This window comes from Telluria sp. AZSoR62, from assembly GCF_058111565.1.
This window is the reverse complement of sequence record NZ_JBYTST010000004.1, coordinates 309,402-332,108: the sequence shown is the minus strand read 5'-3', so window position 1 is coordinate 332,108 and position 22,707 is coordinate 309,402. Positions and strand designations below refer to the sequence as shown.

Sequence of the window (22,707 nt, the reverse complement as noted above, 5' to 3'; positions counted from 1 at the left end):
GGGTTTGCGTGGGAACAATCGTGCCGATGGATAGGTTTTACACGTGCACGTTCGGAGGACGCGGTCCGAGCGCATACGCCAGGATGGCAAGCGCGGCGAGGCACCAGACGATCAGGGCCCCGGACGGCAGGTCCAGCACCACCGACAGCACCAGTCCGATGCCGTAGCCGCCGATGCCCACCAGGTAGGCGAACGGGAGCTTGCGTCCCTCGGGATAATGGCGCACCGCCAGGCTCGGCACGATCAGGCTGGCGAACACGAGGTAGACGCCGACCAGCTGCACCGATGCCGTCACGGCCAGCGCGAACACCAGGTAGAAGCCGAGCCGGCCGAGGCGCTCGCCGCTAATGGCCAGCAGCGCCAGGATGAGCAGCGCGCCCAGCGCCGGCATCGCCAGCTGGGCATAGCTGACCCACAGGATCTGCCCGGCCAGCAGGTCCTGCAGGTGGTCGCCCCCATGCGGATTGTGCGCCACCAGCAGCAGGCCGGCCGTGGCCGCCAGTACGAACAGCACCCCGATCTGGGCTTCCTGCACGTCGGGCCAGCGCTTCTCGGTCCAGGTCAGCAGCAAGGCGCCGAGCACGGCGGCGACGCCGGCCGCGACCTGCACCGTCCAGCCGGCCGGATCGAGCCCGCCCGCGCCGGCCACGATCACGCCCAGCGCCGCGATCTGGGCGATCGCCAGGTCGATGAAGACGATCCCGCGCCTGAGCACCTGGGCGCCGAGCGGGATGTGGGTGGCCAGCACCAAGAGGCCGGCCAGGAAGGCCGGCAGCACGATCATGAAGTCGAAATCGGCCATGCTCACTTGGCCGCCGCAGCCGCCGTCAGGCGCGCGACGGTGGTGTCGAACAGCGTGAACAGGCTGGCCGACGCCTCGTCGGCGCCGACGGTGTAGGGAACCACCACCGCCGGGATCTTCGCGCGCTGCGACAGCCAGAGCGAGGCGCGCGGGTCCTGGTAGGCCGCGCGCAGCACCATTTTCGCAGGCCGCGCCTGCAGCTGGGCCAGCAGGCCGCCCAGGTGGGCCGCGCTCGGCTCCACGCCCGGCTTGGCTTCGAGCGTGCCGAGCGAGGTCATGCCCAGCCAGTTCAGCAAATAAGCCATGTTCTTGTGGTGCTCGACCACGGCCGTGCCGCGCAGGGCCGCGGCCTGCTGCTCCCACTTGCGCATCGCCGTTTTCCAGCGCGCCGCGAAGTCCGCTTGGCGCGACGCATAAAAGGCGGCGTTGGCCGGGTCGATCTCGCCCAGGCGCTTGGCCAGCGCGGTGCCGACCAGTGCGATGTTGCGCGGATTGAGGTGCACGTGCGGGTTGCCGTAGGCGTGCACATCGCCGTCGGCGCGGTCCAGGCGGGCCGGGACATCCAGGCGCGGCACGAAGCTGCCGGCCTCGAAATAGCCCGGGCGGCCGCGTTCGATCTTGTCGTTGCCCGATTGCTGGACCAGCAGCGGCAGCCAGCCCGCTTCCAGGTCGAGCCCGGTGCAGACCAACAGGTCGGCCTTGCGCGTGCGCGCGATCAGGCCGGGCCGCGCTTCGACCCGGTGCGGGTCCTGCAATGCCGTGGTCGCGCTGGTGACGACGACCTTGTCGCCGCCGATTTCCTGGGCCAGCGCCTGCCATTCCGGTTCGCAGGCCAGCACGTTGATGGCGGCGGCGGCGCTGCTGCTGCCCAGCAGGCCGGCGATGGCAAGCGCCCCGGCGGCCATGGCGGTATGAAGTCGGTGCATCCGGCGCTCCTTAGAAGTTGTGCGCGGCGTGGGCGCCGAGGCTCATGATGTACTGCAGCGACAGCTGGTTGTCGCTGGCCTCGGGACGCGACTGGTCGCGCGCGAACTGCAGGCGCAGGCGCGAGAATTCGGTCGGGCTGTAATCGACCATCACGCTGGAGCGGCGCGGGTTGTACGCCGCCAGCGAGGGGAAGGCTTCCATGCCCAGGATGCCCTCGTCCACCAGTCCGATGCGGGTGCTGCCCGAGGACAGGCGGTCGTGGCGCAGGCCGGTGCGCCAGTTCGGTGCGAACTGGTAGACGCCCTGCAGGTACCAGCCGGACTGGCGGCTGCGGTAGCCGCTGGACTCGTCCATCGCGGCCAGACTGCCGGACTCGCGGCGCTGCATCCATTCGCCCTGCAGTTTCAGGTTTTGCTGGGTCGGGTTGCCGCCTGGCGCCCATTTCCAGACCGCGTCCGCGACTACCACCTGCGAGCGCCCGCTGAAGGCTGCCGCCATGCCGTCCTGGTCGAATTCGCGCTCGGACGCGCGGGTGCGCAGGTAGGACAGGCCGGCGCGCCAGCTGGCCGAATTGCCGATGTCGCCGCCCGCGTGCGCGAACACGGTCGAAGCGCCGACGCCGTTCTTGTTGCGGTCGTTGCCGGGGAAGTTGCGGCCGCTGGCCGCTTCCACGCCGAATTCCAGGAAGGTATCGAGCGGGGCCAGCCAGCGCGCCTGGATGCCGTCCGGCTTGTACTGGCCGCCGAAGAAGGCCTGGTAGGCCAGCGGCGCGTCGACGAAGTCCCAGGTGTGGGCGTGCTGGCTGTTCAGGTAGCCGATGCCGGACAGGAAGCGGCCGGCCTTGACGTTCAGGCCATTGCCGAGCGCCCGGGTACGGACGTAGGCTTCCTCGACCTCGATTTCGTTCTCGCCCGTGATGGCAAAGGTCGCTTGGCCGGCGAAGTTCGGGTCGATGTTGCTGGAGATGGTCAGCTCCGATTCGCCCAGGTTGAAGCTGCGTGCACCCGGGCCGATTTCGCCCTCCGGCGGCACGAAGCCCTGGAAGCGGAACTCGCCCGGGTCCTTCGACAGCCTGGTGAAGCTGCCGCCCAGGACCAGCGAGATCGCCGGGTTGAAGGCGTTGGCGCCGTCGGCGGCGGGCGCGGGCGCGCTGGCCAGCGCCGGAGCAGGCGTGGTTGCCGGGGCGGGGGCCGGCGCCGCAGCGGCGGCATTCTGGGCCTGGGCCACGGCCGCCTGCGCGTCCTGCAGGCGCTGCTCGAGCGCTTCCAGGCGCGCTTCGTAGCTGGCCTTCATGGCCTGGATCTCGGCGCGGATCGCGGCCAGGTCCTTGTCGTCGGCAGCCTGTGCCGGGATGGAGGTGGCGAATATGGCGGCCAGCGCCGCGGTCAAGACGGTTTTCTTGGTCATCGTGTCTTCCTGTTCGAATCGGGATAGGCAAGCTGCGTCCACAGGCGATCTTGCCGGGACGGGCTCAGGTCGTAGCGGGTCTATCCGAGAACGGGAGGTGCGCGTGATTCGTAGGCGCGGCTCGCCTGTGCGCGCCAGGGCAGCAGGCCGGCGCCCAGGGCCGGGCTGGATGCCAGTTCCGGCGCCGCGAACTGGCGAGGGGAACTAACGAGGGGAACACTCAGTTGCGCCAGGCCGAGGCACTGGGCGCAGCTGCGGTCGTGCGCGAAGGCGCTGGACAGTTCGGAGTCTTGCGCCGCCTGCTGGGCGACGGGGCCGCCCATCTGGCTGGTCCAGTGGCTCAGCGCGTGCGACATCGCCATCTGCTGCGATAGCAGCAGAACGAGCGACAACAGCACACGGAACACGGAACGGCGCATCATGATGCCCGCATTCTAATGCGATTGAGTCAGCAAGGTAAGGATTTTTGCATCACGCCGCGGCGCGCGCTTCTTCCAGCCGCTGGCGCTCGAGCTTCATGTATTTATCCAGAAAGAGCGGCACCTTGGCCGCGGCCACCTTGTTCACCGACACCAGCAGGTCGGGCGCGACCTGCGCCAGGCCGTGGGTGGCGCCCAGGTGGCGCGCCGCGTGCAGCAGCACCTCGGCCGCCACTTCGGCGTCGGCCTCGGCCCGGTGGGCGGTGCCGCGGAACGCGATGCCGAGGCGGCTGGACAGGTTGCCCAGCTTGTAGCTCGGCAGGCCCGGGAACAGGCGGCGCGACAGCTTGAGCGAGCACACCAGGCCCGTATGGGCGGTGGGCCGGCCGCAGCGCCAGCCTTCGGCCTTCAGAAATTTCTCGTCGAAGCTGGCGTTGTGGGCCGACAGCATGTCGCCGCCGATGAAGTCGAGCAGCTCGGGCACCACGCGCCCCGCCGACGGCGCCGAATCGACCATCTCCTGGGTGATGCCGGTGAGCTGGGTGATGAACGAGGGAATGCGCACCCCGCAGTTCACCAGCGAGACATAGCGCTCGCGGATCTCGCCGCCGACGATGCGCAGGGCGGCCACTTCGGTGATGCGGTCGCCCATGTCGGGCGACAGGCCGGTGGTCTCGAAGTCGAGCATCACGATCGGGCGTTCAAACACACTCATCTTGTTTCCTTGTCGGTCACTGCCACGAAAAAAGCCGCTCAGCCGAACTTGCGCTGCGCGTCCAGCGCCAGGCCCGCGCCGATGCTGCCGAACAGGTCGCCCTCGACCTTGCGTGCGCCCGGCACGACGGCCGCGATGCGCTCGCGCAGCAGCGACACGCCGCTCGAGCCACCCGTGAAGAATACCGTATCGACGTCGCCGGGTTCCACCCCGGCTTGCGAAAACAGGCGCAAGACGGTGGCGCCGACGCTGTCGACCAGCTGGGCAATGGCCAGCTCGAAGCCGGTGCGCTCCACCAGCAGCGACTCGGCGGGCGACAGGCGGTCCAGTTCCAGCGTGACGGTGGGGCTGGCGGACAAGCCGATCTTGGCGCTTTCCACCTGCATCGCCAGCCAGTGGCCGGCGCGCTCGTCGATCAGGTCCTGCAGGCGCGCCAGCTTGGCCGGCTCCCTGGCGTCGCGCACCAGGTCGGCCAGCTGGGCGATGCTCTTGCGGGTATAGGCCTGGTTGATCGTATGCCAGGTCGCCAGGTTGAAGTAATAGCTCGACGGGATGGCTGCGCCCGACAGCATGCTGCTGCCGTAGCCGAGCAGCGGCATCACGCTGGCCAGGCTCAGGTATTTGTCGAAGTCGGTGCCGCCGATGTGCACGCCGCCGTTGGCCAGGATGTCGTCGCGCCGCTCGACCCGTCCCGCGCGATCCGGGCCCAGGCGCACCAGCGAAAAGTCCGAGGTGCCGCCGCCGATGTCGGCGATCAGGACCAGTTCCTCGCGGTCGATCTGCGATTCGTAGTCGAACGCCGCGGCAATCGGCTCATACTGGAAGGAGATCTCGCGAAAGCCGCACGATCTCGCCACTTCCTCGAGCGTGTCCTGGGCGCGGCGGTCGGCATCGACGTCGTCGTCGATGAAGAATACGGGCCGCCCGAACACGGCGCTGGAGAACTCGCGTCCGGCCTGGCTTTCCGCGCGGCGCTTGACCTCGCCGATGAACTGGCCGAGCAGCGACTTGAACGGCAGCGCCCGGCCGGCGACCTCGGTCTGGCCGTCGATCAGGCTGGTGCCGAGCAGGCTCTTGAGCGAGCGCATCAGCCGGCCTTCATAGCCTTCCAGGTAGTCGGCCAGCGCCGCGCGGCCATAGCTGACCTGCTCGTCGTCGGCATTGAAGAACACGACCGAGGGCAAGGTCGGCTTGCCGTCTTCCAGCACCAGCAGCGATTGGCCGCCGGGCTGCAGGCTGCTGCCGGGCAGCCAGCCGACCGTGGAATTGGAGGTGCCGAAGTCAAGGCCGCAAGCGAGCGCCATAAGAACCTTTGTCTTTAAAGGGGCGGTATGGTAACAGATAACCGGCGGCATCGACTGCCCGCGCTGGCCTATTTTCGGGGCTGTGGCAAACTGCTAAATATTGGCATTTACGCCTCTTTAAAGATGAGCAACAGTCCCAGCCCAGGCGCCTGCCCGCTCCCGACGGAGTGGCTGATGAAGCGCAACTGTTCGATGACGCCGCGCCAGGCGCTGGCCGTCTACGCCCTACTGTGCTGCGCGACCCTGGGCATCGCCCTGGTGTTTCTGCTGCGCGGGGCCTGGATGGTGCTGCCTTTCGCCCTGCTGGAAAGCGCGGCGGTCGGCGCCGCCCTGCTCCACTACAGCCGCCACGCGCTCGACCACGAGCGCATCCGCCTGGCCCAGGGCTGCCTGCTGGTCGAACACGTCGACGGCAAGCACCGGGTCCAGGTCCGCCTCGACCCGTCCCACGCCCGGGTCAGCTTGGACGACCTTCGGATGCGCACCCTGGTGGTCCTCGAGGCGCGCGGGGTTCGGGTCGAAGTCGGACGTTTCCTCACACCCTCCGCAAGGCGCGAGCTTGCCGCCGCCCTGCGCCGCGCCCTGAGTGCGGGCTCGCTGCTTTACTCGCGCCCCGGCAATTCTCTGTAAGCAACCTCTTACACAAGCACGGCAACACTACCGATATGGTGTCCCACTCTTGTTGCGGATAATGCGTTATTGACTGCGTGACAATATATTTACGCATCGCAACATTACATCACGGGACACCGAAGCATATGAACACACCTCCAACATCAGGCGCCGTCGTGGTCCACGGCGGCGCTGGCGCGTCCTGCGAACACGAAGACGGCTGCGTGCTCGCCGCACGCCGTGCACTGGCGCAACTCGAAGCCAACGGCGACGCGCTCGACGCCGCCATCGAAGCGGTGACCACCCTCGAAGACGACGGCCGCTTCAATGCCGGCAATGGCTCGACCCTGTGCCTGGACGGCGCCACCATCGAGATGGATGCATCGATCATGGACACGCGCGGGCGCCTGGGCGCCGTGGCCTGCGTGCGCGACGTCAGGAATCCAGTACGCCTGGCGCGGGCGGTCGCCGATACCCCGCATATCATGCTGGCCGGCGAAGGCGCCCAGCGCTTCGCGCGCAGCCTCGGCATGCCCGAGAGCGCACCGATCTCGGAGCGCCAGCGCGCCGACCACCGCAAGTTGATGTCGGAGCTGGCCGGCTCGGTGCCGCTGATGCCGGGCATCGACAACCGCCTGTTCGACCGCTTCTGGAACTACAAGACCCCCCTGCAGCTGCCCAAGTCCACTGCCTGCGACACGGTCGGCGCGGTAGTGCGCGGGGCGGACGGCCACTTCGCCGTGGCCTGCTCCACCGGCGGCTCGGCCCCGTCCCTGCTGGGCCGGGTCGGCGACAGCCCGATCATCGGCAGTGGCTTTTATGCCGGGCCGCTGGGCGCGATCGCCGCCACCGGAATCGGCGAACACATCATCCGCCACCTGCTGGCGCGCACCGTCTACGGCTGGATCGAGGACGGCATGCCGCTCGAGCAGGCTCTCACGCGCGGCATCGACCTGTTCGACGAGGATGTCAGCGTCGGCCTGATTGCCGTGACCCGTACCGAAGCCTATGCCCATTCCAACCAGGGCATGCCCTATTCGAAGATGACCCAGCGATGAGCGAACAAACAAACAACAGCCGGGCTGGCCACCTCGTCATCATCGGCGGCCACGAAGACCGCAAGCACGACATGGAAATCCTGACCCGCTTCGTCGAGCTGGCCGGCGGCCGGGACGCGAACATCGTCGTCATCACCGCCGCCAGCCAGATCGCGGACGAAATGTGGGAGGTCTACGACAAAGCCTTTGGCGCCCTCGGTGTGACGGCGCGCAGCCACCTGATGATCGAGAGTCGCCAGGACGCCAACAGCGACGAATACGTGCGCCAGGTCGACGCCGCTACCGGCATCTTCATGACAGGCGGCGACCAGAAGCGCCTGCTGGCCCTGATCGGCGGCAGCGCGCTGGACGCGGCCATGCACGTGGCCCTGAAAGTACGCGGCGCCACCATTGGCGGCACCAGCGCCGGCGCTTCGGCCATGTCAGGGCACATGCTGGCGACCGGCCGCGCCGAAACCCTGCCCGAAAAGGGCTCGGTCAGCCTCGGCGCGGGCCTGGGCTTCCTGCACCGGGTGGTGATCGACCAGCACTTCTCGGAGCGCCAGCGCCTCTCTCGACTGCTCACCATCGTGGCCCAGAACCCGTATTTGCAGGGTATCGGCATCGACGAGGACACCGCGCTGGTGGTGGGCCTGGGCGTCGGCATCGAAGTGCTGGGCGAAGGCGCGGTCACGATCGTCGATGGCCGCACCATGATCACCAACGTCGCCCAGATCAAGGACCGCGACACGCCGGAACTGATCGACGTGCGCCTGCACCTGCTCCCGGCCGGCAGCAAGTTCGACCTGCCCACCGAAGACAGCGCGTCCGGCAAGGGGCTGCCGCCGCCGCTGCTCGATTTCTTAGAAAACGTCACCAAACGGAACCCGATCCAATGAAACTCAAGGAAAAACGCCTGCTGCGCGGCCCCAACCTGTACGCCGACAGCCCCTGCCTGATGGCCATCATCGAAGACGCGGGCACCAAGACGCTGGGCTTCGCCGCCCGCCTGTTCGCCCTGTTGCCGGCCCTGCCCCCCGAGGCGGCCGTGCGCCTGGCCGACGATGCGCTGCTGGCCGAGGCGGTCGAGCCGGTCGTCAACGAGCTCCAGCGCCTGGCCGGCGCACCCGGCGGCTTCGGCGCCACCCTGGCCGTGGCCGGCAACCCGCGCGCCCGCCGCGTGGTGTGCGGCTACACGACCGAGCAGGTGGCCGAAGCCGCCCTGCGCACCGCCATCGCGCTGATCGATGCCGTCGCGGCCGCGCGCGCGTTCGACCTGCCCGCCGCCCTCGCGCGCCTGCACGAAGTGGCCGAAGACTATGCCATCGGCACCAGCACCGGCGCCGTGGTGCAGGCGGCGATCCGGCGCGGCATCCCGGCCCAGCGCATGACCGATGAAGCCAACCTGTTCCAGCTCGGCTGGGGCAGCCGCCAGAAGCGCCTGCAGGCGACCATCACCGGCGCGACCAACTCGATCGCGGTCGGCATTGCCAGCGACAAGCAGCTGACCAAGGCCCTGCTGGATGCGGCCGGCGTACCTGTCCCGGGCGGCAATACCGTCTCGTCGGTGGAAGACGCGCAGCGCGTGGCGCGGCGCCTGGGCTGCCCGGTCACCATCAAGCCGCTCGACGGCAACCAGGGCAAGGGCGTGACCACCAATTGCGCCACGCCCGAGGAAGTGGCGCGCGCCTTCGAGCATGCGCGCCGCTACGGCCGCCGTATCATCGTCGAACAGCACCTGGCCGGTCGCGACTACCGCGTGCTGGTTACCGGCCGCAAGGTCGCAGCCGCCTCCTGGCGCCGTCCGCCCGGCGTGACCGGCGACGGCCACTCGACCATCCGCGAGCTGGTGGAGCGGGAGAACCGCAACCCGGCGCGCGGCGTCGGCCACACCAATATCCTGACAAAAATCCCGATGGATGCGCTGGCTGAGGAAACCCTCGCCAGGCAGGGCCTTGGCTTCGACACCGTGCTGGCCGCGGGCGCGAGCGCGGACCTGCGCGGCAACGCCAACCTGTCCACCGGCGGCACCGCCGAGGACGTGACCGACCTGCTGCCGGAAGAGACCCGCGAGATCTGCATCCGCGCTGCGCGCACCATCGGCCTGGACATCGCCGGCATCGACATCGTCTGCCAGGACATCTCGCAGCCGCTTCGCACCCAGCAAGGCGGCATCATCGAAGTCAACGCGGCGCCCGGCATCCGCATGCACCAGTACCCGAGCCGCGGCACCCCGCGCGACGCCGGCGCCGCGATCGTCGACGCCCTGTTCGGCGACTGCGACGGCCGTATCCCGACCGTGGCCATCACCGGCACCAACGGCAAGACCACGACCTCGCTGCTGATCGCGCACACCACCCGCATGGCGGGCCTGCGCACCGGCGTGACCACCACCGAAGGCGTGTACGTCGACGGCGCCCCGACCTTGAAGGGCGACTGCACCGGCTACCATTCGGCGCGCAGCATCCTGGCCGACCCGGGCGTGGATTTCGCGGTGCTGGAAACGGCGCGCGGCGGCATCCTCAAGCGCGGCCTGGCCTACGACCGCTGCGACGTGGCGGTGGTGCTGAACGTCTCGAGCGACCACCTGGGCCTGGACGGGGTCGAGACCCTGGACGACCTGGCCAAGGTGAAAGCCGTGGTGGCGCGCCGCGCCTCGCGCGCGGTGGTGCTCAATGCCGAAGACGACTATTGCGTGGCGATGGCCAAGGACTTGCGCGAAGGCGTGGAAGTGCTCTACTTCTCGCTCGACCCCGACAACCCGACCCTGCTGCGCCACCTGGAAAACGGTGGACGCGGCGTCTACCTAGAGGACAACACCCTGGTGCTGGCCAACGGCGCGCGCCACGAAGCCCTGGTCGATGCACGCCAGATGCCGGTGTCGCTGGGCGGCGCGGCGCGCTACAACATCGCCAATGCGCTGGCCGCCGCCGCGGCCCTGAGCGCGACCGGTTTCGGCAATGGCGAAATCGCGGACGGCCTGCGCGGCTTCGTCTCGGACAGCAAGAACAACCCGTTGCGCTCGAACCTGTTCGACGTCGAGGGCGTGACCGTGATCGTCGACTATGCCCATAACTGCGCGGCCTATGCGGCCCTGGCCGACAGCGCGCGCGCCATGAGCGCGGGCCGCCTGGTGGGCGTGGTGGCCGCGCCGGGCGACCGCCGCGACGCCGACCTGGTCGACATCGGGCACACCTGCGCCGCCGGCTTCGACGACCTGGTGGTCTACGAGTCGGAGAACCGCGGCCGTGCGGAGGGCGAGACCGCCGCCCTGCTGGTGCGCGGCGCGCAGCTAGGGAAAATCGAGGCCGATTCGCTCACCGTCGAGCTGGACGTGCACCGTGCAATCCGCCACGGCCTGAGCCTGTGCCAACCCGGCGACGTGCTGGTGTTCGGCTGCGGATCCTCGATTTCCGAACTCACCGAGGCCCTGCGTCCGACCAGGCCGGAACTGGCGCGCCGGATCGAGGCCGAAGCCGTCTAGCCTGCGCCAGTGAAAGCGAAAAAGCCCCCATGCGGGGCTTTTCCTTAGGTATTACTTAAACTGATAGATGCATATGTGTCTAGAAGCCTGTCTTCTAGCATTTTGTTACAACTTCCGCGTTGCAGCCGTGTATCCTTTCTTCACTTGCCCACTCGCAATTGAATAACCGTAAATTTGCACTTGAAGATGAAACCACACGGAATGCAAAAACTATTTGCCGCCCTGCTGCTGGGCCTGGGCATTGCCGGCACCGCGCTGGCCGCACCGCTGGCCGGCGCGCCCCAGGCCTATGCCGGCGTGGCCGCCAGCTCCAGCGAGCACAACGGCGCGGGCAGCAAGATCAGCCCGAAAGTCTTCGGCGGCGTCGCTTTCGGCGAGGGCATGGCGGTCGAAGGCGGCTATATCGACCTGCGCAAGGCCACGGCCGCGCCGGAAGCGCGCACCATCGACCTGGGCGGCTTCGGTACTTACGTCGCCGCGCGCCTGATGCGCCCGTTCACCGAAAAGCTCTCGGCCTACGCCAAGCTGGGCGTCGCGCACAACCAGCGTAAGGTGAGCACCCTGGGCGTTGTGCGCAAGGACCAGGACACCGGCATCTACGGCGCCTTCGGCCTGCAATATTCGATCACGCCGGGCGTGGCGCTCAGCGCCGAGTACGAGCGCTTCGGCAAGGACAAGAAGACCGGCGCCAAGGCCGACGCCTGGACGCTGGGCATCAACTTCGCCTTTTAACCCAACTCCACTTCGGGGTCAGGTCTGACATTCGGACACGAGCCCAGCCTTACCGCGGCTGAGTCCGTGTCCAAATGTCAGACCTGACCCCGGTGTTGTGACCCCGGTGTTGCAATTAAAAAAAGCGGCCTCTTGGCCGCTTTCTCTTTGAGAGGCGCACGAAGCTTAAACCTGCGATGCCACCAGGTCCGCGCTTTCCGGATCGTTCACCCGCAGCGCTTCCACGAACACCTGCAAGGACGAGCCGCAGGCAAATACCAGCACGTCGCCCGGACGGCACAGGCTCAAGCCGTGGCGGATCGCGTCGCCTACCTCGAGCACCCGGTGCAGGGTGTCGCTGATGCCGGCCGCTTCCTCGGCGCCGGCCAGGATCAAGTCGACCGCCTCGCCGATCTCGCGGCCGCGGCTTTGCGACTCGTACACCACCAGCTCGTCGAAGCGCTCGCCGCAGACCCGCCCGACTTCCACCAGGTCTTCGTCGCGGCGGTCGCCCGGCGCGGTGACGATGCCCACCAGCTGCCCCGGCAGCAAGGCCCTGGCCATCTCCGCCATGGCGCGGTAGGCGGCCGGGTTGTGGGCGTAGTCGACGATCACGGTCACGCCGCGGATGTCGAACATGTTGGTGCGCAGCGGATTGGTGCGGCCATTCGACACGAAGGTGGACAGGCCGGTCGCGATCTGCAGGTTCGAAAAGCCCGAGGCCATCAGGGCGGCGGCGGCGGCCAGGCTGTTGGCGATATTGAAGCGCGCACGGCCGCCGAAGGCGACCGGCATGCTCTCGACCCGCAGCAATTCCTGGTGCAGGTTGGCGTCGGCCACGACCACGGCATTGTCCTGCAGGTAGACGGCGCGGCCGCCCTCTTCCAGGTGCGACAGGAGGATCGGGTTTTCCGGGTCCATCGAGAAGTAGACCACCTCGGTCTCGGGTTTCACGCGGCGCGCCATCGCCACGCACAGGATGTCCTCGGCATTGAGCACCGCCGCTTTCGAGGCGGAACAGGCAATGACGGCCTTGACCTGGGCCAGGTCTTCGACCGTGTCCACGCCGTCCAGGCCCAGGTGATCGGCCGCAATATTGAGCACCACGCCGACGTCGCAGCGGTCGAAGGCCAGGCCGCGCTTGAGGATGCCGCCGCGCGCCGTTTCCAGCACCGCGATCTCGACCTCGGGCGAACCGAGCACGGTGCGCGCCGACCAGTAGCCGGTGCAATCGCCCCTGGCGATCTGCTTGCCGTCGATGAAGACGCCTTCGGTGGTGGTCACGCCGGCCACCTTGCCGGCCATGCGCACGGTGTGGCCGATCAGGAGCGTGGTGGTGGTCTTGCCGTTGGTGCCGGTCACCGCGATGGTCGGGATGCGCCCATCGGAATCGCCCATCAGGCCCTGCACGATGGCGTCGCCGGCGTCGCGCGGCGTGCCGCTGCTCGGGTACTGGTGCATGCGGATGCCGGGGGCGGCATTGACTTCGATGACGGCGCCACGCTGGGCGTCCAGCGGCAGCGCGATATCGTGGCAGACGATGTCGATGCCGGCCACGTCCAGGCCGATCTTGGCGGCGGCGCGCACGCACAGCAGGCGGGTCGATTCGGGCAGCAGGTCGGTCACGTCTTCGGCGGTGCCGCCGGTGGACAGGTTGGCGTTGCCGCGCAGTTCGGCGGCCACGCCCACGGGCAGCACGCTGTCAAAACCGAAGCCCTGCTTGCCCAGCATGTCGGCCGCGTGCTCGTCCAGTGCGATCTTGGTCAGGATGTTGGTATGGCCGGCGCCGCGCGCCGGGTTCGCGTTCTCGCGCTCGACCAGTTCGCGCACGGTGGCCGTGCCGTCGCCGACCACGTGGGCCGGGCGGCGGCAGGAGGCTGCCGCGACCTGGCCATTGGCCACGAGCACGCGGTAGTCGCGCCCCTCCACGAAGCGTTCGACGATGATGCGGCGGCCGTACTCCCGCGCGAAATCGTAGGCGCGCGCCACGCCCTCCGGGTCGCGCACGTCGACCGTGACGCCCTTGCCCTGGTTGCCGTCGAGCGGCTTGAGGGTGACCGGCGCCTTCATGCGGGCCGCGGCGCGCTGGGCGTCGTCGACGCTGGTGACGACCGAGCCTTCCGGCACCGGCACGCCGGCTTCCTTGAGCAGCGACTTGGTCAGCTGCTTGTCGCTGGCGATCTTCACCGCGATGAAGCTGGTGTCGCCGGTGGTGGTGGCCTGCAGGCGTTTCTGCTTCACGCCCCAGCCCAGCAGGAACAGGTTGGCGTCTTCGGTGATGCGCTGGGTCGGGATGCCGCGCTCGTGGGCGGCGGCCAGCACCGCCGCCGTGCTGGTGCCGATCGCATAGCGCGCCACGATCTCGCGCAGTTCTTCCAGGCGCGGGGCGAGGTCGAAGTCTTCCTCGTTGCCGAGCGCTTCGACCAGGTCCACCGCCAGCTGGAATGCCGGCTGGGCCAGGCGTTCCTGGCCGTAGGCGCAGACGATGCGGAACTGGCCGGGATGGCCAATCACGGGGCGGGTGCGGCCATAGCTGGCGGGCGCGCCGGCCTGGGTCTGCAGGTCGAGCGTGACCTGTTCGATCACGCGGCCGAGATAGGTGCCTTCGCGCAGGCGCTGGGCGAAGCCGCCCCGTTGCCCGGTCGGCAGCAGCTGCCCGTGCAGCGACGGCAGCGCCGCCAGCAGGGCCTCGTTGAAGCCTGGGATCTCTTTCGAGGAGACGCCGTACAGGTCTTCCAGGTCGATGACGCTGAGCAGGCAGGGTGAATCGGCGTGGACGTTGGGTCCGCGCAGGAAGCGTTGTTCCAGGATTTGCACGTATGGATCCTTGTAATCATGATGGGTGCGGACCGCATCGCAATGCGGCCCGCGGGTACGGTCTCACTCTCCCCGGGGTTCAGGCATCGAACAGCTGGGTGTACATGCGGGTGGCCATCAGGCCCGCCGCCGTGTGGTGCAATTCGGGCGACATCAGGCCGCCCAGCAGCTGCATGGCGTCCTGCTTGCCGGCCGCCCCCGCGATTCTCTCTTCCAGCAGGCGCAATTCGTTGTCGGCGTCTTCCAGGCGCGGGTGGCGCCGGATCAGGCCGCGCTCCGGGAAGGCGCCACCGCGGTCGGCCTGCTGGCCCAGGTTGTCCAGGGTGCGCTGGCGCGCACGCCAGCTCATGGTGCGCTGGCCTTCGCTGCGCTTGCCGTCCGGCGTGGTGGCGATCCAGTCGCGCAGCACCTGCAGCTCGTAGGCGCTGAAAACGCCGAACATCTCGGCCTTCTCGCCGCTGACCAGGCCCCAGAAGCGGCTGTGCTCGACGTCTTCGCCACGCTTGATCCAGCCGGCCTTTTCCAGCGCGGCGAGGAAGTCCGGCACTTGCGCCGGCGTGGCCAGCCAGTCGTTGACGGAACGGCCGGCGACGCGGCAGTAGTCCGAGTGCATGTTTTTACCGACCTTGCTCTTGGCCGCCAGGATGTCCACCAGTTCGCCCTGCAGGTCGAATTCGGCGATGGTCGAATTGGTGCTGGCGCCCAGGTCGTTCAGGCGGTAGCCGTCGAGCACGCGGCGGTAGAAGGCGTCGCGGTCGCCCACCCGCGGCATTAGGTCGACGAGCGCCTGCACCGCCTTCTGGGCGTGGCCGGTGGCCGCATTGTCCACCGTGACGTGCAGGGTGAAGTAATACGGGTCGATGCCGAATTCGTTCAGCTCGTACGAGGTGATCAAGAGGTGCAGCGGCAGCTGCTCGTAGCCGAGGTTGAAGCCGATGACTTCGGGCAGGAAGCGGTCGGCATTGTGGCCCAGCGCGAGCTGCAGGGCGCCCTGCACGAAATGGTGGTCGCTGAGCGCTTCCCAGCCGCCGCAGCCGTTCGTGGCCAGCAGCTTGCGGTACAGCGTGACGTGGTTCTTGCTTGGCGCGCCCTCGCCCAGCTCTTCGATATAGGTCTTGATCAGGCCGTGGTAGGCCGGATTGTCCCAGTGCCGGAGCAGGCCATACAGCCAGGAGCCGTCGACCAGCTTGGTCGGGGCCACGGCCTTGATGAAGTACAGCGCGTGCGAGCGGCAGGAGAAATAGCGGCGCGGCGCGCCGTTCTTGCGCGCGGCCAGGTAGTCGCGGTATTGCTGGCCGACGGCGTCGGTGCGCTGCTCGACCCAGGCCGGCAGTTCCGCCAGGGTCGGCGGCAGGTCCGCAGGCAGGGCCTGCACGGCCGCGATCTGGTCGAGCACGTAGGCGCGCGCCGCCTCCCGGCTGGCGCGCGGATTGTCGTAGAGCGAGAAGTACAGGTCCCTGGCACGCTCCCGGATCGCGGGGGCGGCATGGTCGGCGACGGTGGTGGCGTCTAGCAGCATCGAATTCATGTCTCTCGGATAGCAAATTGGTCTGGGAAGACGATCCATTCATTATCCAGACTGAACTGTTTTGCGAGAATCGGTAGGCGCGCTGCGAGGATGTAAGAGAGAGCTTACAAAAGTAACAATTGATGAGCCCGAAAAACCTTTTCGTAACGACAATTATTCAGCTCAAGGCCGGGCCCCGAGCGCCAGGTCGGCGAGCAGCAGGCCGCCGGAGAGCCGCACCGGCAGCGCGCCGCGGCTGAGCATGCGCGCGATGGCGCGGTCGCCGTCGCCCGGCGCGACCTCGACCGCACGCATCGCTTCCATGGCCAGCAGCACTTCGAAACCGGCATCGATCCCGTCCAGCACGGTATTGAGCACGCAGTAGTCGGTGGCCAGGCCGCAGACGGCGATGCGGGTGACGCCTTCAGCCAGCATGCTGCGCGCCAGCCCGGTCTCGTTGAAGGCCGAATACGCGTCCTGTCCCTGCGTGTCGGCCTTGGAGACGATGATGGCGTCGTCCGGCAGGCGCAGTTCGCTGGAGAACTGCGCGCCGGCGCTGCCCGCCACGCAATGCGGCGGCCAGGGACCGCCCTGGGCGGCAAACGAGCAATGGTCGCCCGGGTGCCAGTCGCGCGAGGCGTAGACCGGCAGGCCAAGGCCGTGGTAGAGCGCGATGAGGTCATTGACGGGCGCGACGACCTGGTCGCCGTGCGGCACGCCCAGGCTGCCGCCGGGCAGGAAGTCGTTCTGCATGTCGATGACCAGGAGGGCGTCGCTCTTGCCGAGCACGATGGCGCTCATGTTTGTCTCCAGCTTGGGAGGCCCGGAATGGGCCGGCATGCATGAAAGCTTAGCATGGCCGCCTCAAACGCCGGGCCCAGGTACGACAACGCCCGGCCTGCGAGGCAGGCCGGGCGCCGGGTGTGGCCGCACGAGGCGGCCACGGGAGGGATTACTGCTCGGTGCCGTTGAGCAGCGAACGCTTGCGGGCGTAGCCGAAGTAGACCGCCAGGCCGATCGCGAGCCAGATGATGAAGGCGACCCAGGTATGCCAGCTCAGGAAGGACATCAGCGCCACGCAGAACACGATGGCCAGGGCAGGGATCACCGGCACGCCAGGGCAGCGGAAGGCGCGCGGCAGGTCCGGGCGGGTCTTGCGCAGGATGATCACGGCCACCGAGACCAGCGAGAACGCGGCCAGGGTGCCGATGTTGACCAGTTCGGCCAGCACGTCCAGCGGCACGACCGCGGCGATCAGGCCGAAGACGATGCCGACCATCCAGGTGGCAAAGAACGGGGTGCCGTATTTCGGGTGCACTTCCGACAGCTTCTTCGGCAGCAGGCCGTCGCGCGACATGGCGAACAGGATGCGGGTCTGGCCGTAGGCCATCACCAGCATCACGGTGCTCATGCCCAGGATCGCAGCCAGGTCGACGAAGCCGGCGACCCAGTCCTGGCCCGCGAACTGCAGGGCCAGCGAGACCGGGTGGTCGACGCCCTTGAAGTTCATGAAGGGCACGATGCCGGTCATGATCGAGGCCACCACCACGTACAGCACGGTGCAGACGGCCAGCGAACCGATGATGCCGATCGGCAGGTCGCGCGAAGGATTCTTGACTTCCTCGGCGGCCGAGGTCACGGCGTCGAAGCCGATGAAGGCGAAGAACACCAGCGCGGCGGCGCTCATCACGCTGCCGAAGCCGAAGGGCATGAAGGGCTGCCAGTTTTCAGGCTTGACGTAGTTGACGCCGACCACGATGAACAGGATCACGACGCCGGTCTTGATCAGGACCATGATGTTATTGATGCGGGCCGATTCGCGCACGCCCAGCGACAGCATCCAGGTCAGGACGATCATGATCAGGAAGGCCGGCAGGTTGAACAAGGTGTTCACGCCGGGTTGGGCGCCCGGCGCCGCGCGCAGCGCTTCCGGCAGCACCACGCCGATGCCCTTGAGCAGGGACTGGAAATAGCCGGACCAGCCGACCGCGACGGTCGAGGTGGCCAGGCCGTATTCGAGCAGCAGGTCCCAGCCGATCATCCAGGCGACGATTTCGCCCAGCGTGAAATAGCTATAGGTATAGATCGAGCCGGCCACCGGCACGCTCGAAGCGAATTCCGCATAGCACAGAGCGGCAAACCCGCAGGCCAGCGCGGCGATGATGAAGGAGAGCGTCAGGGCCGGGCCGGCCGTGACGGCGCCGGTACCGGTGAGCACGAAGATGCCGGTGCCGACGATGGCCCCGATCCCCATGAGGACGAGGTCGAACGGGCCCAGCACCTTTTTGAGGCCGCCCGGCTTCTGGGCTGTCGCCAGCATCGTGTCGAGATTCTTGGTTCTGAAAAGACTCACTGCTTGTTCTCCAATCAAAAATATAGTGTGGTTCCACGGCTGTAATGATGTCGCCCTGGCGGTTCTCGCCCTTGCGCTCCGTGCATGTCGATGGTGATCGTCATGCCGGCCATGGACCCGACTTCGCCCTGCCTGCGGGGGTTGCATTTCGCAGCCGTAACATTATCACCAGATTGTTGTTTTGAATCAAAGTAAAAGCATGAAACACCGGCAATTCGTTTGTTTGGACACAAAATAAATATTGCGTTGCGTAAACATGCCCCGCTTCCTGCCGTACTTGATTTCCGTAAGTCAACAGAACATAATCGGCGAACTTCCATTTGGCCCCGGCCGACCCACACCATGACGACCCCGCTGCCGCACCGCATGGCGATGAGTACCTGGCGCCGGATCGCCCCTGGGCTGCTGCTGGCCCTGGCGTCGTCCTGCGGGGCGGCTGCGGCCGATCCTGCCCTGCAAGCTGCGGCGCAGGCGCGCCTGCGCGAGCTGGTGCAACTGGCCGAGAAGAGCAATCCGAAGGCGCGCGCCCTGCTGGTGCGCGAAGCGGCCGCCCTCGACCCGGCCCTGCCCTATGCCACCCGGATCGCCTATTTGCGCCTGCTGCGCCGCACCCATGCCGACGCCGGCAAACTGCGCGACGCCTATGCGGTCGATGAGCAGCTGATCAAGCTGGCGGGCGCCGAGCAGGATGCGGCGCAGGTCGCGCTGGCCAGCCTGGGGCGCGTGCACAAGCTCCTCAACGACAACGACCCGGCCGCCGCCATGGCCCTGCTGGAAAGCCTCAACGCCCAGTACCAGGGCCTGGGCAACCTGGAATTCGCGGCCAGCGTCGATAGCGCCTATGGCGCCATCTACAATGTCATGGGCCACCACGACCGCGCCTTCAGCCATTACCTGCGCGGCCTGGAACTGGTGCAGCGCCACCCCGCGCTGTGGACTCCGCGCGAATCCGACCTGCGCCTGGCGCTGGCGCGGCTGTATGTGAATACCGGCGACGCCGCCAAGGCGCTCGACACCACCCGCGCCTACCGCGAGGCGCGCGGCGCCATGCCGCCGCTGGTGGAGGCCTCGATGCATTTCATGGATGGCCGCGCCTACGTCTCGCTCGACCAGCTGCGCCAGGCCCACGTCGCGTTCGGCCGCGCGCTGGCGCTGGCGCGCCGCCATGAACTGAACTGGCTGGAAGCGAACATCCTCGGCAACGTGGCCGACGCCTGGCTCAAGGAGCACCGCTATCCGCAGGCCGAGCGCGCCGCCCGCGCCGCCCTGGTGGTGGCCGACAGCGTCAAGGACCAGAGCGCGCTCCAGATGGCCAACGCCAATCTCGGCTTCGCCCTGTTCGGCCAGGGCCGCATGCTCGAGGGCAGCGCCTATATCGACCGCACCGCGGCGGAACTGCGCAAGGCCGGCGCCATGCTGGGCGTGGCCAACCTGCTGGCCGAGAAAGGCGCGGCCCTGGAAAAGGCCGGGCTGTACAAACAGGCCTTGCAGACCGTGCGCGAGCGCGAAGGCATCCTCGAGACGCTGGCGGTCGAGCGCCGCGACAAGGCCTTCGCGGCGCTGCAGGAGCAGTTCGATGCCAAGCAGCGCGCGGCCCAGATCGCCAGCCTGCGCCAGGAAAACGCGGTCAAGGATGCCGAGATCCGCAACCGCACCCTGCGCCAGGCCGTGACCTCGCTGGGCGCCGCGCTGGCCCTGGTGCTGTCCGGCGTGATCTACATGCTGTACCGGAAATCGCAGCGCAGCGGACGGCGCCTGGCCGAACTCAATGCCGAACTGGCGCACAGCTCGGCGCACGATCCGCTCACGGGCCTCTATAACCGGCGCTCTTTCGTGGAGCGCATGCGCGAGCGCGACCGGCAGTGCATCGAGCGCCGCCTGGGCGCGCCCGAGCAGGCCGCCTCGGACTGCTTCGTCCTGCTCGACATCGACCACTTCAAGCGCATCAACGACCAGCACGGCCATGCAGCGGGCGACCAGGTGCTGGTCGAGGTAGGCCGGCGCCTGAACGAGGCCGTGCGCGAATCGGACATGGTGCTGCGCTGGGGCGGCGAGGAATTCCTGGTGTATTCGCAGGCCGTGAGCGCGGCGCAGTATCCGCTGCTGGTGCAGCGCATCCTCAACGCGATCAATGCCGCGCCGGTAGTGCTGGAAGACGGCAGTGTCCTGGCCGTGAGCGCCACCGCCGGCGCGGTCTTGCTGCCGCCCTCGCCGGACCCCGCCTTCGGCTGGGAGCAGGCGATCGCGCTGGCCGACCGCGCGCTCTACAAGGGCAAGGAAGCGGGCCGCAACCGCGGCTTCATCGTGGATGGCGCCCTGCCCGGCCAGCCGGCCGGCGGCGAGCCCGAGCCGCGCATGCAGCTGGTGATGCCCGACATGCACTGGCGGCCGGCGCTGTAGCGGCCGGCGGTTGCCTCAGGCGCGCGCCAGCGCGCGGCGCGCGGCCAGGGCCCCGACCGCCTGCACCAGCACGGCCGGGCGCAAGGGCTTGGCCAGGAAATCGTCGAACCCCGCTTCGAGCGCGCGCTGCTGGTCTTCGCGGCGCGAGAAGGCCGTCAGCGCGATCGCCGGAATGGCGGCCGCCTGGCGGTCGCCCAGGGCGCGCACCTGGCTGATCAACTGGAAGCCATCCACCGCCGGCATGCCGATATCGCTGACCAGGAGGTCGGGCGATGCGCGCTCGATGATCTGCAGCGCATCGAACGCATTGGTGGCCGACAGGATCGCGGCGCCGGTTTCGAACAGCACCTGCTGCACCAGTTCCAGCGAATCGGGGTCGTCTTCCACCACCAGCACGGTGAGGCCGGCCAGCGCGGCGCCGGCCTGCGCCGGTTCGTCGGCCTTGCTGCCCGCCAGCGGCGCCGCGCCGGGCGCGCGCGCTGCTGCCGCCTGCTGGATCGGCAGGTGCAGGGTGAAGGTGGAGCCGCGGCCTTCCCCTGGACTTGCCACGGTGATGGTGCCGCCCTGCAGTTCGACCAGCTGGCGCGCGATGGCCAGGCCGAGTCCCAGGCCGCCGTGGCGGCGCGAAGACGACGCGTCGGCCTGGCGGAAGCGGTCGAACACATAGGGCAGGAAGTCCGGGGCTATCCCGACCCCGGTATCGGTGACGTCGATCGCCACCTGTCCGCCGTCGCGGCGCACGCTGACCGTGATCCGGCCGCCCGGCTCGGTGAACTTGATGGCGTTCGAGACCAGGTTCGACATCACCTGCTGCATCCGTCCCAGGTCGCCGGTCACCGGGCCGGCGTCGTAGTCGATCTCGGCGCCCAGCGAGATCTGCTTGAGCAGCGCCGCCGGGCGCGCGGTCTCGAGCGCCGCGCCCACGAATTCGCTCGGGCTGACCGGGCGCGCCTCGACCCGCACCTTGCCGGTGATCAGGCGGCTCATGTCGAGCATGTCCTCGATGAGTTGCGACTGCGCGCGCGCGTTGCGCTCGATGGTTTCCAGGCCGCGGCGCAGCATGGCCTCGTCGCGCGCGCCCTGCAGCAACAGCTGGGACCAGCCCAGCATGGCATTGAGCGGCGTGCGCAGTTCGTGCGAGAGCGTGGCCAGGAACTCGTCCTTCAGCTGGCTCAGGTGCTCGGCTTCGACCCGGGCCTTCTGCTCGCGCAGGTAGAGCGCCTGGCGCGCGGCGGCCGTTTCCAGCGAGGCGGCCAGGGTGCGGTTGCGCGACTCCAGCCGGGTGTCGAAGACCGCCGCCAGCAGCGCGATGCTCAGGACCGCGAAGGTCGCCACCGCCACCAGGATGGCCAGGTGGTCCTGGTTGACGCCGTCGCTGGCTGCCCGGCAGACGCTGCCCGCATCGAAATGGGCGGCGGCCATGCCGGTGTAGTGCATGCCGGCGATGGCCCCGCCCATGACCGCGGCGGCGCCAAGCTGCAGCAGGCGCGGGTGGCGCAGGTGCTCGCTCAGGCGAAAGCCGATCCAGAGCGCGCCGGCGGACGCGCCGATCGCGATCGCGACCGAGGCCAGGAACAGCCAGGGATCGTAGGTGATCGCCGGGTCCATGCGCATGCCGGCCATGCCGGTGTAGTGCATGGTGTTGATGCCCAGGCCCATCAGCAGCGCGCCCCAGGCCAGGTGGCGCCGGCCCAGCCGGCGGTGGCGCAGCTGCCACAGGGCCAGGCCCGACACGACCACCGGCAGCAGCCAGGAGACGAAGGTAATCAGGGGATCGTAGCCGACCGGCAGCGGCAGGCGGAAGGCGAGCATGCCGATGAAATGCATGGCCCAGATACCGCTGCCCATGGCGAAGGCGCCGCCGGCCATCCAGGCATGCGGAGCGTGGCCGTGCGATTGCTTGACCCGCACGGCCAGGCTCAGCGCCGTATAGGACGCGAACATCGCGACCAGGATCGAGAGCAGCACCAGCGTCGGTTCGTAATGGCCGTTGAGCATAGAAAAGGGTCGCGTTTCCCGTTGTAGTACACACCAGCGCGGCGGTGTCCTGGCAGGCCGAGTGTACACGAGCACTGCCGCGCCCGGCGCTACACACTTTGCGAGGCCAATCGCGGGCGGGCCGGTGGACGCCGCCGCAGGGACTCATTTCCCTACGGCAATTCTACAGGATGGGGACGGCAGTGCGTGCCCGCGATGCACGCACGCCACACCC

17 protein-coding genes are annotated in these 22,707 nt (G+C 68.3%); 6 read left to right on the top strand and 11 right to left on the bottom strand.

The features are described 5' to 3' along the window. Positions 1-37: 37 nt before the first annotated feature. The 6 genes from AC3XQU_RS09335 to AC3XQU_RS09310 all read right to left on the bottom strand — a co-directional run bounded on the left by AC3XQU_RS09335 (position 38) and on the right by AC3XQU_RS09310 (position 5,574). Entirely contained in the window at positions 38-802 is a 765-nt protein-coding gene (locus AC3XQU_RS09335; RefSeq protein WP_489873877.1) for a metal ABC transporter permease, read from the bottom strand. Between the two features lie 2 nt (positions 803-804). Next, positions 805-1,728: a metal ABC transporter substrate-binding protein gene (locus AC3XQU_RS09330; protein ID WP_489873876.1), complete on the bottom strand. Its 924-nt coding sequence runs from the start codon at positions 1,726-1,728 to the stop codon at positions 805-807. Positions 1,729-1,738: 10 nt separating this feature from the next. Further along, a complete protein-coding gene (locus tag AC3XQU_RS09325) occupies positions 1,739-3,136 on the bottom strand; it encodes a porin family protein (RefSeq protein WP_489873875.1) in 1,398 nt (465 codons plus the stop codon). Between the two features lie 80 nt (positions 3,137-3,216). Further along, a complete protein-coding gene (locus AC3XQU_RS09320; RefSeq protein ID WP_489873874.1) occupies positions 3,217-3,558 on the bottom strand; it encodes a hypothetical protein in 342 nt (113 codons plus the stop codon). 49 nt (positions 3,559-3,607) lie between these two features. Next, positions 3,608-4,270 (bottom strand): 3'-5' exonuclease, encoded by a 663-nt coding sequence (locus tag AC3XQU_RS09315; protein ID WP_489873873.1) that lies wholly within the window; start codon positions 4,268-4,270, stop codon positions 3,608-3,610. 38 nt (positions 4,271-4,308) lie between these two features. Continuing rightward, on the bottom strand, positions 4,309-5,574 hold the full coding sequence (locus tag AC3XQU_RS09310) for an Hsp70 family protein (protein WP_489873872.1): 1,266 nt from the start codon (positions 5,572-5,574) through the stop codon (positions 4,309-4,311). A gap of 174 nt (positions 5,575-5,748) precedes the next feature. On the opposite strand from AC3XQU_RS09310, the gene AC3XQU_RS09305 reads away from it, so the two are divergent. The 5 genes from AC3XQU_RS09305 (at position 5,749) to AC3XQU_RS09285 (ending at position 11,439) form a co-directional block, all read left to right on the top strand. Then, positions 5,749-6,204, top strand: coding sequence for a DUF2244 domain-containing protein (locus AC3XQU_RS09305; RefSeq protein ID WP_489873871.1), 456 nt, complete (start codon positions 5,749-5,751; stop codon positions 6,202-6,204). A 128-nt stretch (positions 6,205-6,332) separates the two neighbouring features. Beyond that, a complete protein-coding gene (locus tag AC3XQU_RS09300) occupies positions 6,333-7,244 on the top strand; it encodes an isoaspartyl peptidase/L-asparaginase (protein ID WP_489873870.1) in 912 nt (303 codons plus the stop codon). Then, entirely contained in the window at positions 7,241-8,122 is an 882-nt protein-coding gene (locus AC3XQU_RS09295; RefSeq protein ID WP_489873869.1) for a cyanophycinase, read from the top strand. The genes AC3XQU_RS09300 and AC3XQU_RS09295 overlap by 4 nt, the downstream gene beginning before the upstream one ends. Further along, complete coding sequence (cphA, locus tag AC3XQU_RS09290) at positions 8,119-10,707, top strand: cyanophycin synthetase (RefSeq protein WP_489873868.1); 2,589 nt, start codon at positions 8,119-8,121, stop codon at positions 10,705-10,707. The genes AC3XQU_RS09295 and cphA (AC3XQU_RS09290) overlap by 4 nt, the downstream gene beginning before the upstream one ends. Positions 10,708-10,908: 201 nt before the next feature. Further along, a complete protein-coding gene (locus AC3XQU_RS09285; protein WP_489873867.1) occupies positions 10,909-11,439 on the top strand; it encodes an outer membrane beta-barrel protein in 531 nt (176 codons plus the stop codon). A gap of 165 nt (positions 11,440-11,604) precedes the next feature. Here the strand turns inward: AC3XQU_RS09285 and cphA (AC3XQU_RS09280) are convergent, their stop codons facing one another. The 4 genes from cphA (AC3XQU_RS09280) to bcaP all read right to left on the bottom strand — a co-directional run bounded on the left by cphA (AC3XQU_RS09280) (position 11,605) and on the right by bcaP (position 18,095). Further along, positions 11,605-14,235 (bottom strand): cyanophycin synthetase, encoded by a 2,631-nt coding sequence (gene cphA, locus AC3XQU_RS09280; RefSeq protein WP_489873866.1) that lies wholly within the window; start codon positions 14,233-14,235, stop codon positions 11,605-11,607. A gap of 79 nt (positions 14,236-14,314) precedes the next feature. Then, positions 14,315-15,763 (bottom strand): iron-containing redox enzyme family protein, encoded by a 1,449-nt coding sequence (locus tag AC3XQU_RS09275; protein ID WP_489873865.1) that lies wholly within the window; start codon positions 15,761-15,763, stop codon positions 14,315-14,317. 162 nt (positions 15,764-15,925) lie between these two features. Then, a complete protein-coding gene (locus tag AC3XQU_RS09270; RefSeq protein WP_489873864.1) occupies positions 15,926-16,543 on the bottom strand; it encodes an isochorismatase family protein in 618 nt (205 codons plus the stop codon). A gap of 151 nt (positions 16,544-16,694) precedes the next feature. Next, positions 16,695-18,095, bottom strand: coding sequence for a branched-chain amino acid transporter BcaP (gene bcaP / locus AC3XQU_RS09265; RefSeq protein WP_489873863.1), 1,401 nt, complete (start codon positions 18,093-18,095; stop codon positions 16,695-16,697). Positions 18,096-18,437: 342 nt separating this feature from the next. Here bcaP and AC3XQU_RS09260 point away from each other — a divergent pair, with 342 nt between their 5' ends. Next, a complete protein-coding gene (locus AC3XQU_RS09260) occupies positions 18,438-20,495 on the top strand; it encodes a tetratricopeptide repeat-containing diguanylate cyclase (RefSeq protein WP_489873862.1) in 2,058 nt (685 codons plus the stop codon). A 15-nt stretch (positions 20,496-20,510) separates the two neighbouring features. Here AC3XQU_RS09260 and AC3XQU_RS09255 read toward each other — a convergent pair whose 3' ends face one another. Next, on the bottom strand, positions 20,511-22,493 hold the full coding sequence (locus tag AC3XQU_RS09255; RefSeq protein WP_489873861.1) for an MHYT domain-containing protein: 1,983 nt from the start codon (positions 22,491-22,493) through the stop codon (positions 20,511-20,513). Between the last annotated feature and the right edge of the window lie 214 nt (positions 22,494-22,707).

Excerpts from the sequence above, each read along its gene's own strand:
- AC3XQU_RS09335 (WP_489873877.1), bottom strand. The coding sequence starts at position 802 with ATGGCCGATTTCGACTTCATGATCGTGCTGCCGGCCTTCCTGGCCGGC.
- AC3XQU_RS09330 (WP_489873876.1), bottom strand. The coding sequence starts at position 1,728 with ATGCACCGACTTCATACCGCCATGGCCGCCGGGGCGCTTGCCATCGCC.
- AC3XQU_RS09325 (WP_489873875.1), bottom strand. The coding sequence starts at position 3,136 with ATGACCAAGAAAACCGTCTTGACCGCGGCGCTGGCCGCCATATTCGCC.
- AC3XQU_RS09320 (WP_489873874.1), bottom strand. The coding sequence starts at position 3,558 with ATGATGCGCCGTTCCGTGTTCCGTGTGCTGTTGTCGCTCGTTCTGCTG.
- AC3XQU_RS09315 (WP_489873873.1), bottom strand. The coding sequence starts at position 4,270 with ATGAGTGTGTTTGAACGCCCGATCGTGATGCTCGACTTCGAGACCACC.
- AC3XQU_RS09310 (WP_489873872.1), bottom strand. The coding sequence starts at position 5,574 with ATGGCGCTCGCTTGCGGCCTTGACTTCGGCACCTCCAATTCCACGGTC.
- AC3XQU_RS09305 (WP_489873871.1), top strand. The coding sequence starts at position 5,749 with ATGAAGCGCAACTGTTCGATGACGCCGCGCCAGGCGCTGGCCGTCTAC.
- AC3XQU_RS09300 (WP_489873870.1), top strand. The coding sequence starts at position 6,333 with ATGAACACACCTCCAACATCAGGCGCCGTCGTGGTCCACGGCGGCGCT.
- AC3XQU_RS09295 (WP_489873869.1), top strand. The coding sequence starts at position 7,241 with ATGAGCGAACAAACAAACAACAGCCGGGCTGGCCACCTCGTCATCATC.
- cphA (WP_489873868.1), top strand. The coding sequence starts at position 8,119 with ATGAAACTCAAGGAAAAACGCCTGCTGCGCGGCCCCAACCTGTACGCC.
- AC3XQU_RS09285 (WP_489873867.1), top strand. The coding sequence starts at position 10,909 with ATGCAAAAACTATTTGCCGCCCTGCTGCTGGGCCTGGGCATTGCCGGC.
- AC3XQU_RS09275 (WP_489873865.1), bottom strand. The coding sequence starts at position 15,763 with ATGAATTCGATGCTGCTAGACGCCACCACCGTCGCCGACCATGCCGCC.
- AC3XQU_RS09270 (WP_489873864.1), bottom strand. The coding sequence starts at position 16,543 with ATGAGCGCCATCGTGCTCGGCAAGAGCGACGCCCTCCTGGTCATCGAC.
- AC3XQU_RS09260 (WP_489873862.1), top strand. The coding sequence starts at position 18,438 with ATGACGACCCCGCTGCCGCACCGCATGGCGATGAGTACCTGGCGCCGG.
- AC3XQU_RS09255 (WP_489873861.1), bottom strand. The coding sequence starts at position 22,493 with ATGCTCAACGGCCATTACGAACCGACGCTGGTGCTGCTCTCGATCCTG.